General features: G+C 73.8%; 3 protein-coding genes. 1 reads left to right on the plus strand and 2 read right to left on the minus strand.

The window, feature by feature from the left end; all coding sequences use genetic code 11:
* Nucleotides 1–23: 23 nt before the first annotated feature.
* Nucleotides 24–941: a putative sugar O-methyltransferase gene (locus ABFY07_RS35865; protein WP_346178515.1), complete on the minus strand. Its 918-nt coding sequence runs from the start codon at nucleotides 939–941 to the stop codon at nucleotides 24–26.
* A gap of 215 nt (nucleotides 942–1,156) precedes the next feature.
* Between ABFY07_RS35865 and ABFY07_RS35870 the strand changes: the two genes are divergently transcribed.
* Nucleotides 1,157–2,458 (plus strand): activator-dependent family glycosyltransferase, encoded by a 1,302-nt coding sequence (locus ABFY07_RS35870; RefSeq protein ID WP_346178516.1) that lies wholly within the window; start codon nucleotides 1,157–1,159, stop codon nucleotides 2,456–2,458.
* 62 nt (nucleotides 2,459–2,520) lie between these two features.
* Here ABFY07_RS35870 and ABFY07_RS35875 read toward each other — a convergent pair whose 3' ends face one another.
* Nucleotides 2,521–12,969, minus strand: a complete 10,449-nt coding sequence (locus ABFY07_RS35875) for a type I polyketide synthase (protein ID WP_346178517.1) — start codon at nucleotides 12,967–12,969, stop codon at nucleotides 2,521–2,523.
* Between the last annotated feature and the right edge of the window lie 34 nt (nucleotides 12,970–13,003).

Consider the following 13,003-nt stretch of genomic DNA (forward strand, 5'->3'; position numbering starts at 1 on the left):
ATTCCCTCCTGGGAAGACGGGGGCTATCGTAGGCCGTTGTCGATCTTCTTGTAGAGGGCCTGCCAGAAGTAACTCCAGGGCAGGCCACGCGAGTTGGCGGCGCACCTCCATCCCTCGCCGGGCAGATAGGCCTCGATGAACGTCGGCACGGCCGCCGCCACGGCCTGGCTGTCATGGATGTCGAGCACCTGCCGCAGCGGCCCGGTCTCCATGGCCAGCCGCACGGCCTCCTCGCCCTTCTGGTGGCCGTCCATGCTCTTGTCCCGGAACTTGCCGACCGGGTTCTTCACGAAGAACGCCCCGCACCTCTCGTCGATCAGGCGCAGATACGCCTCGACGGTGTCCGGGGTCATCTCCGTGAAGGAGTGCACGTTGACGCACAGGTCGAAGGGGTCCTGGCCCAGCCCCCTGCCGATGTCCTCCACCTGGACGAACCTCAGCTTGGAGAACTGCTTCTCGTCCAGGACCTCGCGAAGATACGCCCTGCTCAGCTTGAGGGTGTTCGTCAGGTCGACGATGGTGTAGGAGGCGAGGTCGTAGTTGGAGAGCATCGCATGGCACGTACGGCCGTACCCGGCGCCGATCTCCAGGACGCGGGCGCCGCCCAGGTCCAGTTCCTTCTCGATGAAGCCCAGTTCGAGCGCCGCCTGGAGATAGTCCAGGCAGACGCTCCTGCCCTCGTAGCGAACGGTGACCGGGTCTCCCACGTCACGGTTGCGGACATTCTCGATCTTCGACCATTCGTCGTCGCTCAGCCGCGTGGCCAACTCGTAGACGAGGGCCCTCAGATACCTGATTCCGTTGGTCGTCGGATCCCACAGCGCGATATTGAAATTCCGGCGGTCCGACTTGAAGCCGGTCAGATCGGCCGACGCCTCCTCGGTAACCCAGAGTTCATTGATGCGCTCCCACTGCCGGCTGGCCTGATAACTCTGAGCCATACCGCTCTCCTCGTCCGTTTGGCGTTGGTCACATCCCGGCGGTACCCAGTCTTCCGGGCGCGGCTAAAGGCGGACTAACGCCGGTCGAGTACGTGCAAGGCCCCCTTTAGGGGCGTCGTTAGGATAAACGTGAGTGCGGCCGATGACGAAGGCACACAGGCGAGGAGAACGAACTGGTTGCCATCGCGGGTAACCAGAGAGGAGAGATGCCGGCCATGCGTGTCCTGCTCGTCACCATTCCCTGGCGGACCCACTTCCAGTTCTGTGTGCCGATGGCCTGGGCCCTGCGCACCGCTGGCCACGAGGTTCACGTGGCCAGCGGCCCCGACCTCACCGACGTCATCGTCCAGTCAGGACTGACGGCGGTCCCGGTCGGATCGGAGGAGCACTTCCTGCGGAAGGCGCACCAAGCGCAGACGGAAGCGTCCGAAGCGACATGGGGTGGAATTCACCACCCCATCGATCTGGGCGAGAACCGCGAAGAGATGTTTCCGCTGAGCTACCTGAAATCGCTCTGCGCCACCTCCACCGAAGTGGCCAAGGCCATCAACGACTCGATGATCGACGACCTGGTCGCCTACTGCCGCTGGTGGAAGCCCGACCTGGTCATCTGGGAATGGCTGAGCCACGCGGGGGCGGTCGCCGCCGCCGCGGTGGGAGCGGCACACGCGCGGATGCCGATCGGCATCGAGGTGGAGGCCCGTATGCGCCGCCACTTCCTGAAGCTGCTGGCGCGGCAGGAGCCGGCGGACCGCGGGGACCCCATGGCCGAATGGCTCGGCGCCTGGGGGGAGAAGCACGGTTTCGAGTTCCGCGAAGAGCTGGTGACCGGCCAGTTCACGATCGACCAGGTGCCGGACTCCATGAGACTCAAGGCCAATGTGCCGCAGGTCTCCGTCCGTCATGTGCCGTACAACGGCCGTGCCGTCGCGCCGGAGTGGATCCGCCACGAGCCGCCGGCGCCGCGTGTCCTCGCCACCTTCGGGATGAGCATGTGGGACATGTCCAGTTCGCAGCCCGTCTCCAGTTACCAGATGGTCTCCATCGACCAGCTGCAGGACTGGCTGGACTCCCTGGCCGATCTCGACATGGAACTCGTGATGACCCTGCCCGGGAGAATCCAGGAAAAACTGAAGCACGTCCCCCGGAACACCAGGCTTGTCGATTTCGTCCCGCTGCACCTCGTCATTCCGTCCTGTGCGGCGGTGATTCACCACGGCGGACTTCCCGCCTTTTGCAGCTCGCTGGCGCACGGCGTCCCCCAGCTCATGGTCAGCCGTATGGCTCCGGACGCCTCGGTGCGAGGCGCACGGCTGGAAGAGGCCCAGGCGGGCGGGTGGATCCCGCCGGAGCGCATGACCGGAAAGCGAATCCGGAACCACCTGGCGAAGCTGCTGGAAGACCCCTCCTACCGGGCGGGTGCCGAGCGGCTCCGCCAGGAGGTGCTGACCCAGCCGTCCCCCAACGAGGTGGTCCCCGAACTGGAACGGCTGGCGGCGGAGTTCGGCTCTCGCTGACCGTCCCGGCTCACGGTCGCCGGAGCCCCTGACCCCGCCGGGGTCAGGGGCTCCGGCGTTGCTCAGGACTCCCCGAACTCGCGGTCGATGAGGGCGAACATCTCGTCCGCTGACGCCGTCTCCAGATCGTCCCCGCCGGTCTCCTCGCTCGGTTCGAGCGCGCCGTCCCCGTCGGCGTACCGCCACAGCAGCAGCCGCAGTCGGTGCGTCAGCCCGGCGCGGCGCGGGTCGTCCGCGTCCAGGGCGGCGAGCGTCGCCTCGATCTCGTCGAGCTGCGCGGCCGCCGGCTCGTCCGCCGGCTCCGCCGGCAGGACCTGCGAGACCAGATAGCCGGCCAGCGCGGTCGGCGTCGGATAGTCGAAGACCAGCGTGGCGGGCAGGGTCAGGCCGATGGCGCCCCGCAGCCGGTTCCGGAACTCCACGGCCGCCAGGGAGTCGAAGCCCAGCTCCTTGAAGGGCTGCTCCGGATCGACCGACTCCGCCGCCGGATAGCGCAGCGCCCCGGCCACATGGGCGCGCACCAGGGCCAGCAGCGTGCCGGCCCGCGCCTCGGGTGGCTGGGCCGCCAGCCGGTCCCGCAGGGCCGTCAGGCTCTCGGAACCCTCGTCGTCCGAGGAATCCAGCACCGCTTGCCACGCCCGCCGGGCCGCCGGGATCTCGTCGAAGAGGCGGGTCGCCCGCGCCATGGTGAACAGGGGCACGAAACGCTCCCAGTTCACCTCCGCGATCACCGCGTGGACATCCCCCCGGGCGCCGCCCTCACCGCCGCTCTCCCCGCCGCCCCGGTCGGTGCCCTGGCCGGCCCCGGCCTCGCTCTGCTCGAGCGTCCGCCGCAGCGCGGCCAGCGCCGGAGCCGGCCGCAGGGTCAAAAGCCCCTGCCGCTCGGCTCGCTCCGCCGCCCCCGGATCCTGTGAACCGTCCCACACGCCCCACGCCAGCCGGACGACATGCCCGCCCGCCGCCTGGCGCCGCCGCGCCCACGCGTCGAGATACGCGTCGGCCGCCGCCCGGGCACCGTGCCCGCCACCGCCCCAGACCGCGGCGATGGACGAGAAGACCACCACCGGGTCGTCGGGCTCCAGACCGCACAGCTCCGCGAGCCGATCGGCTCCCCCCACGGCGTCGGACAGCGCCTCGGCCAGCTCGTCCGGGGAGAGCTCCGCCAGCGGCGCCCAGTCACCCGGCGCCCCGGCGTGCACGACCGTGCGGACCCGCAGCCCCGAGGCCGCGAGCCGGTCGGCAAGCTCCCGGCGGGCCGCCGGCTCGGACGGCACGCCGTCCACCACCGTCGCCTCCGCGCCCAGCTCCGCCAGCTCGGCCACCAGTTCCACGGCACCGGGCGCGGCCGGGCCGTCCGGCGCCGGCAGCACGATGCGCTTGGCGCCGCCCGCCGCCAGCCACCGCGCCACGAGGGCCGCCGCTCCGGTGACCCCGCCGGTGACGAGGACGCCGTCCTGGGGCGTCCACGCCCGCTCCTGGGCCGGGGCCCGGGCGTCCAGCGGGGCGGGCAGCAGCCGCCGCCCGAACGCCCCGCCCGCCCGCAGCGCCACCTGGTCCTCCCCGTCCCGCCCGGCCAGTACGGCGCACAGCAGGCCGGGAGCGAGGTCCGCGGCCGAGGCCGGCAGGTCGACCAGCCCGCCCCACGCCGCCGGATGCTCCAGCGCGGCCACCCGGCCCAGCCCCCAGACCTGGGCCTGCGCCGGGGCCTCGGGCGCTTCGTCGTCATCGACCGCCACCGCGCCCCGCGTGGCGCACCACAGGGGCGCGTCGAGCCCCGCCTCCAGCAGGGCCCGCAGCAGGACATGGGTGCCCGTCACACCGCCGGTCACGGCGGGGAACGCCGCGTGCGGCCGTTCGTCGAGGGGCAGCAGGGACAGCACCCCCGCCGGGGACGGGCCCTCGGCGTACAGCGCCCGCAGCGACGGGGCGAGCCCGGCCGCGTCGGCCCGGCCGTCCGTCACCAGCCGCCGCACCTCGCCGCCGCCCGCCGTGAGGGCCCGCTCGCAGGCGTCGGCCCACGCGTCGGCGCCCTCCGGCGGCACGACCAGCAGCCATGGGCCCGCCAGGGCCGCCGGGCCCAGGTCCGGCAGGTGGCGCCACCCGACCCGGTAGCGCCAGGAGCTCACGGTCGCCCGCTCATGGCGTTCCTGGTGCCAGCGCGACAGCGTCGGCAGCACGGCACCGAGCGACGAGCGCCGCCCGTCCTCCTCGCCGATGCCCAGCGTCTCGGACAGCGCCGGGAGATCCTGCGCCTCCACCGCGTTCCAGAACCGGACCTGCTCCTCGTCCGCCTCCGGTGGCGGGGCGTCCGCGAGGGCGTCGGGCAGCCAGTACCGCTCGCGTTGGAAGGGGTAGGTGGGCAGGTCGACGGTGGTGGGGGTGGGTCGGTCGGTGTACCAGGGGCGCCAGTCGAGGGGGGTGAGGGTGTGGAGGCGGGCGAGGGCGTGGGCCAGGGCTTCCGCGTCGGGCTGTTTGCGGGTCAGGGTGGGGATCAGCAGGGGAGGGTGGGCGGGTTGGTCTTCGAGGGTGTCGAGGGTGTTCTGTGCGGCGGGGATGAGTACGGCGTCGGGGCCGATCTCGACGAAGGCCGCTGTGTGCGGGGCGATGTGCGTGATGGCGGGGTGGAAGTGGACGGGTTGGCGGATGTGGCGTACCCAGTAGTCGGGGGTGGTGATGTCCTGGTCGGCCGGTTGGCCGGTGAGGTTGCTGATGAGGGGGATGGTGGGCTGCTGGTAGGCCAGTTCGGCGATGGCCCCTCGGAAGTCGTCCAGGACGGGTTCCATGAGGGGGGAGTGGAAGGCGTGGCTGACGGTCAGTGCCCTGGTCCTGCGGCCGCGTTCCTTCCAGGCGGTGGTGATATCGGTGACGAGGTCGGCCGGGCCGGAGATGACGGTGTTGGTGGGGGCGTTGAGGGCGGCGATGGTGACCTGGCCGTCGTACGGGGCGAGGGCTTCGGTGGCTTCTTCGGCGGTGGCTTCGAGTGCGGTCATGGCGCCGCCCGGGGGGAGGGTGCCGAGGAGGGTGGCGCGGGCGGCGACGAGGCGGCAGGCGTCCTCGAGGGAGAGCACTCCGGCGATATGGGCTGCGGTGATCTCGCCGATGGAGTGGCCGATCACCGCGTCCGGGCGTGCACCGCAGTCCTCGAGCAGCCGGGCGAGCGCCACCTGCACGGCGAAAAGGCCGGCCTGGGTGTAGGTGGTGTGGTCCAGCAGTCCGGCTCGCGGCCGGCCGCGCAGGACGACATCGGCCAGCGGGTGGTCCAGATGTGGGTCGAGCAGCGCGCACACCTCGTCGAAGGCAGTGGCGAAGACCGGGAAACGCGCGTGCAACTCGGCGCCCATGCCCGGGCGCTGGCTGCCCTGTCCGGAGAACAGCCACACGGCCGTGCCCGATGCCGGCGCGGCGCCGGGCATGGGGGTGACCAGCCCGGGATGGGGACGCCCGTCGGCCAGGGCGTCCAGGGCGGCTGCCATCTCCTGCTGGTCGCTGCCGACGATGACCGCCCGCCGTTCGAACACCGAGCGCGTCACGGCCAAGGCCCGCCCGACGCCCGCCACCGACAGGGGCTCGGCGGAGCGGCCATCGGCTCGTAGCCGCTCGGCGAGCGCCGCGGCCTGGGCGCGCAGGGCATCGTCGCTCCGGGCGGACAGCGGCCAGGGGGCGATTCCGGGCGCGGGAGTGTCGGCCACCGGCTGGGCTGTGTGCGGGGCCTGTTCGAGGATGAGGTGGGCGTTGGTGCCGGAGGCGCCGAAGGAGGAGACGGCGGCTCGGCGGGGTCGGTCGGCCTCGGGCCAGTCGGTGGCTTCGGTGAGGAGTCGGACGCTTCCGGCGGTCCAGTCGATGTGCGGGCTGGGTTCGTCGATGTGGAGGCTGGCGGGCAGCCGGCCGTGGCGCAGGGCCATGATCATCTTGATGACGCCGGCGGCGCCGGCGGCGGCCTGGGTGTGGCCGATGTTGGACTTGACCGAGCCGAGCCACAGCGGCCGGTCGTCGGGGCGGTCCTGGCCGTAGGTGGCCAGGAGCGCCTGGGCCTCGATGGGGTCGCCCAGCGTCGTCCCCGTGCCATGCGCCTCCACGGCGTCCACATCCGCCGGGCCGAGTCCCGCTCCGGCCAGGGCCTGGCGGATGACGCGTTGCTGCGCGGGCCCGTTGGGCGCGGTCAGGCCGTTGCTCGCGCCGTCCTGGTTGACCGCCGAACCGCGCAGCACGGCGAGCACCCGGTGCCCGTTGCGGCGCGCGTCCGACAACCGCTCCAGCAGCACCAGGCCGACACCCTCGCCGAAGCCGGTGCCGTCGGCGGCCGCGGCGAACGGCTTGCACCGGCCGTCCGGCGCCAGGCCCCGTTGCCGGGAGAACCCGGTGAACACATCGGGGGTGGCCAGGACGGTCACACCGCCCGCCAGCGCCAGGTCGCACTCGCCCTGCCGCAGGGCCTGGGCGGCCAGGTGCATGGTGACCAGGGACGACGAGCAGGCGGTGTCGACGGTGACGGCGGGGCCCTGGAGGCCGAGGGTGTACGCCACCCGGCCGGCGATGATGCTGCTGGTCCCGGAGAGCCCGGCGTAGCCGTCCAGCCGGGGGTCGCCGGGGGGCAGGCCGTTGCCGTAGTCGTGGTACATGACGCCGGCGTAGACACCGGTCAGGCTGTCCTTGAGGGTGTGCGGGTCGATGCCGGCCCGTTCCAGCAGCTCCCAGGAGGTTTCCAGCAGGACGCGCTGCTGCGGGTCCATCGCCAGGGCCTCGCGGGGGTTGATGCCGAAGAACGCGGCGTCGAAGCCGTCCGCGTCGTACATGAACGCGCCCTCGGAGGCGTAGGTGGTGCCGGGGTGGTCGGGGTCCGGGTGGAACAGGTTGGCCAGGTCCCAGCCGCGGTTGGCGGGGAAGGGCCCCACCACCTCCCGTCCCGCCGCGACCAGGTCCCACAGCTCCTCGGGGGTGGTCACCCCGCCGGGGAAGCGGCAGGCCATCGCCACCACCGCGATCGGCTCGTCGGCGGCCCCGGCCCTGGGCGCCACGGCCCGGGGTGACGCGGGGGAGGCGGTGGCGGTCAGGCGCTCCAGGAGGTGGTCGGCGAGGGCCAGGGGGGTGGGGTAGTCGAAGACGAGGGTCGGCGGCAGACGCAGCCCGGTGGCACCGGCCAGGCGGTTGCGCAGTTCGACGGCGGTCAGCGAGTCGAAGCCCAGCTCCTTGAACGCGGCCTCGTCGCGGATCGCCGCGTCGGAGGAGTGGCCCAGCACCACCGTGACCATCCGGCGGACCGTCCGCAGCAGCAGATCGCGCCGGGCGGTGGCGTCGAGCCCGGCCAGCCGCCCCGCCAGCGCGGGGCCGGTGGCATGGTGCTCCATGGCGCGGCGGCGGGCCGGCCTGGCCAGGGCGCGCAGCATGGCGGGGCTGTCCGGACCCAGCCGGGTGGCGTCGAGGTCGGCGGCCACCACCACGGGGTGGGTGACGCGCAACGCCGCGTCGAGCAGCCCGAGGGCACGAGACGTCGCCAGGGGGCGCATGCCGAGGGCGCCGAGGCGGGAGAGGTCGGCCTCGGTGAGGTGTTCGGTCATGGCGGAGGTCTGTTCCCACAGCGTCCAGGCGACCGAGGTCCCGGGCAGTCCGGCGGCGCGCCGGTGGGCGATCAGGGCGTCGGCGCAGGCGTTGGCCGCGGCGTAGCCGGCCTGGCCGGAGTTGCCGACGACGCCGGCGGCCGAGGAGAACACCACGAACATCCGCAGGGGCAGCTCGCGGGTGAGGGCGTGCAGCTGCCACGCGCCCGTGACTTTCGGCTCCCACACCCGGGCGAGCCGGTCCGCGTCCCAGGACTCCACCAGGGCGTCGTCGGTCACCCCGGCGGAGTGGACCACGCCGAGCAGCGGGTGGCTGTCGGGGATCGTCCGCAGGGTTTCCTCGAGCGCCGCGCGGTCGGCCACGTCGACCGCCGCCACCTCCACCTGGGCCCCCAGGGCGGTGAGCCGCCCCACCAGTTCGGCCGCCTCGGGGGCGTTCGGGCCGCGGCGGGACAGGAGCAGCACACGCTCCACGCCGTGCGCGCGGACCAGGTGTTCGGCGGCCGCCGCGCCCAGCACTCCCGTTCCGCCCGACACCAGCACCGTGCCGCCGGACAGCTCCGGGATGTCGGCCTCGGCCGGCGGGGCGGTGCGCACCAGACGCGGCACCAGCGTTCCGGCCGCGCGCACCACGACCTGCGGTTCGTCCGCGTCGATGGACCGGCGCACCGCCTCGGCCAGGCTCTCGCCCGCACCCGCGCCGGCATCCGCGTCGCCGCCCACGTCGAGCAGGGTGAACCGGCCCGGGTGCTCGGCCTGGACCGAACGGACCAGCCCCCAGACGGCCGCCCCACCCGGATCCACCGCACCCTCGTCGTCACCGGCCGACACCGCGCCCGAGGTGACCAGCGCCAGCCGGGAGTCCAGCAGCCGCGGTTCGGCCAGCCACTCCCGTATCAGGGCCAGGGCGCCGCCGACGGCGGCGAGGCCGTCGCCGGGCGTGGCCGTCGCGGACACCGGGTGGAGGACGACCGCCGGCACCGGGAGCCCGTCGTCCACCGCGGCGAGCAGCGCGCGCAGGTCGGCGTGGTCCGCCGCACCGGCGAGCCGTACGCCGCCGCCCACCGTGGCCCAACCACCGTCGGCCGGGGCCGGTGTGTCGCCCGTCCCGCCTCGCGCGGGCACCCAGTCCACGGCGAACAGGCCCTCGGCGGCGCGCGCGGCGCGGGCGCGCAGCTCGGCGACGCCGGTGGGGCGCGCGGCGACCGACGCGGCCTCGAGGACCGGGGCGCCGGTCTCGTCGGTCAGGGAGATCCGCTGCCCGTTGTCCATCGGGGATATCCGGACGCGTACCCGGCGGGCGCCCGTGGCCCACAGCGACACACCGCTCCACGCGAACGGCAGCCACACCTGGCCGGCGTCCGAGCCGTCCTCCCGGCCGCCGTCGAGGATCGTCGGGTGGGTGGCGGCGTCCAGCAGCGCCGGATGGATGCCGAACCGGTCGGCGCCCTCGCCGGCCGCCTCGGGCAGCGCGATCTCGGCGAGCAGATCGGCGCCGTCCCGCCACGCGGCGGTGAGGCCGCGGAACGCCGGGCCGTAGCCGTAGCCCCCGGCCGCGGCCCGCTCGTAGAAGTCCGTGACGTCCAGCGGTTCCGCCCCCCGCGGTGGCCAGGGGGCCGCCGGGGCGTCCGGCGGGGCGGCCGCGTACTCGGGGCCCTCGGGCGCCAGCACGCCCATGGCGTGGCACACCCATCCGTCGGGGGTCTCGGTGTCGAACTCGTCGGGGCGCGAGTACACGTCCACCGTCCGCCTGCCCTCGTCGTCGGCGGGCCCCACCGCGACGCGCACGCGCAGGGCCCCCGAGGCGGGCAGCACGAACGGGGTCTGGAGAGCCAGCTCCTCGACGGCGGCGCAGCCCGCTTCGTGAGCGGCCTGCAACGCCCACTCGACCATCGCCGCCCCGGGCAGCAGGGTGGTGTCGCCGACGACGTGGTCGGCGAGCCAGCCGGCGCCCGTCGCGGCGGGGAGACGTCCGGTCAGCACCATGCCGCCGTCGGGCAGGCTGACCGCGGCGGCCAGCAGCGGATGGTCGACAGCGCGCAGACCGGCGGCGGACACGTCCCCCGCGCCGCTGCCGTCGACGGGTATCCAGTAGCGCCTGCCCTGGAAGGGGTACGTGGGCAGCTCGACGGGACGGGGCGCCCGGTCGGCCGGGAACCACGGGCGCCAGTCGACCTCGACCCCCGCGGCGTGGGCCTGGGCGAGCGCGAGGGCGAGCTGGGGCGCGCCGCCGTGGTCGCGGCGGAGGGTGGCGAGGGAGGTGGCGCGGGTGCCGGACTCCTCGAAGATGTCCTGAAGGCTCGTGGACAGGATCGGGTGCGGGTTGCAATGGATGAAGGCCCGGTATCCGTCGGCCAGCAGACGGCTCACGGCGTCGGCGAAGCGGACCGGCCGGCGGAGGTTGTCGAACCAGTACTCGGTGCCGAGTTCCGCGGTGTTCAGCCGTTCCGCGGTCACGGTGGAGTAGAACGCGATCTCGGACTCGACCGGTGTCACCTCACGCAGGGCGGAGACGATGTCGTCGTGGATGCGGTCCACGTGGGGGCCGTGGGAGGCGTACTCGACGTCGATGGTGCGGGTGCGTGCGCCACGCTCCCGGGCGGCCTCCAGGACGGCGTCCAGAGGGCCGGGGGAGCCGGAGACGACGGTGGCGTGCGGGCCGTTGACGGCGGCGACGGCGACGTCCCCGGCCGCGGCGCCGAGTCCGGCGAGGAGCCGCGCGGTGTCCTCCGCGCCCAGGCTGAGGGAGGCCATGGCACCGTGCCCGATCAGCGGGCGCAGCGCCTGGACGCGCAGGGCGATGATCCTGGCGGCCTCGTCGAGGGTGAGGGCCCCGGCGACGCACGCCGCGGCGACCTCGCCCTGGGAGTGCCCGACGACGGCCGCCGGGGTGATGCCGAAGCTCCGCCAGACGGCGGCCAGCGAGACGTGTACGGCCCACAGTACGGGCTGGACGACATCGTCCCGGCCGGGGTCCGTCGCCGGATCCGTGCCCCGCAGCACCTTTGTCAGCGACCAGTCCACGTACGGCGCCAGAGCCCGCTCGCACTCGGCGATCCGGGCGGCGAACACCGGTGAGGCGTCCAGGAGTTCCCGGGCCATGCCCGGCCACTGGGCCCCCTGGCCGGGGAAGACGAACACCGGGCCGGCGCCGATCGGGCCCGCCGCCCCGGTGACGACCGCCGGGTCGGGCTCGTCGGCGGCCAGCCTGGCCAGACCGTCGAGCAGCGCCGCCCGGTCCGTGCCGACGACCACGGCCCGGTGCTCGAACCGGGCGCGTGTCGTCGCCAGCGACCAGCCCACGTCCGCCACGTCGGCGGCCGGATCGCGCTCCACCGCCTCGGCCAACCGCCCCGCCTGCTCCGCCAGCGCCGCCTCGTCCCGCGCGGACAGCACCCACGGCACCACACCGCCCGCCACCACGGCCTGGCGCGCCGATGCCGCCCCCTCGGCGTCCTGGGCCGCCTCGCCCGTGCCCGCCTCAGGTGTGCCCGTGCCGATCGTGCCCGTCTCGCTCGTGTCCGTCTCGCTCGTGTCCGGAGTCACCGGAGCCGCCGGAGCAGCGGCCGGAGCCGGGTCGGGCGCCTGCTCGATGATCACATGCGCGTTGGTGCCGGAGACGCCGAACGACGACACCCCGGCCCGGCGCGGGTGGTCCGTCTCGGGCCACTCGACCGGCTCGGTCACCAGGCGTATGGCCCCCGAGCTCCAGTCCACATGCGGCGTCGGCTCGTCGATGTGCAACGTCGCCGGAAACACCCCGTGCCGGATCGCCATCACCGTCTTGATCACGCCCGCCACCCCGGCGGCGGCCTGCGGGTGACCGATGTTCGACTTGACCGAGCCCAGCAGCAGCGGCCGGTCGGCCGGCCGCCGCTGCCCGTACGTCGCGTGCAGGGCGTCGGCCTCGATCGGGTCGCCGAGCCGGGTGCCCGTGCCATGCGCCTCCACCGCGTCCACCTCGGCGGACGACAGGCGGGCGTTGAGGAGCGCCTGACGGATGACGCGCTGCTGCGACGGCCCGTTGGGCGCCGAGAAGCCATTGCTCGCGCCGTCCTGGTTGACGGCCGAGCCGCGGATGACGGCGAGCACCTGGTGGCCGTTGCGGCGGGCGTCGGACAGCCGCTCCAGGAGGACGAGCCCGGCGCCCTCGCCCCACCCGGTGCCGTCGGCGGCGGCGGCGAACGGCTTGCAACGTCCGTTCGGCGCCAGGCCGCGCTGGCGGGCGAAGCCGATGAACACCGCGGGCGAGGACATGATGGTCACCCCGCCGGCCACCGCCAGGCCGCACTCGCCCTGCCGCAGCGCGTGAATCCCCTGATGCATGGCCACCAGCGACGCCGAGCAGGCCGTCTCCACCGTCAGGGAGGGACCCTCGAGGCCGAAGGTGTACGACAAACGGCCCGACAGCATGCTGGGGGCGACGCCCACATACCCCTCGGACTCCTTGCGCACGGGGCCGCTCGGCGTGCCCGAGGCCATGGTCGCCGCGCCGATGAAGACGCCGGTCCGGCTTCCCCGCAGACCCGTCGCGTCGAGACCGGCCCGCTCGAACAACTCCCAGGCCACCTCCAGCAGCTTGCGCTGCTGCGGGTCCATGACCAGCGCCTCCCGGGGGCTGATCTCGAAGAAGCCCGCGTCGAACGTGTCGGCGTCGCGCAGGAACCCGCCCTCGCGCGCGTACGTCGTGCCGGGGTGGTCGGGGTCGGGGTGGTACAGGCCCTCCAGGTCCCAGCCGCGGTCCGCGGGGAACGGCCCGATCACATCGCCCCCGGAGGCCACCAGGTCCCACAACGCCTCGGGCGAATCCACCCCGCCGGGGAACCGGCAGGTCATCGCGACGATGGCGATGGGCTCCTGGTGCCGCTCCTCCACCTCGCGCAGACGTCGCCGCGTGTCGTGCAGGTCCGTCGCCACACGCTTGAGGTAGTCGACAAGCCTCTCTTCATCCGGCATGTGCAGTCACGACCTTCATACGCGTCGAAGCGAG

Origin of the sequence: Streptomyces sparsogenes subsp. cuspidosporus (genome assembly GCF_039532705.1) — a bacterium.
Classification (GTDB): Bacteria; Actinomycetota; Actinomycetes; order Streptomycetales; family Streptomycetaceae; genus Streptomyces; species Streptomyces sparsogenes.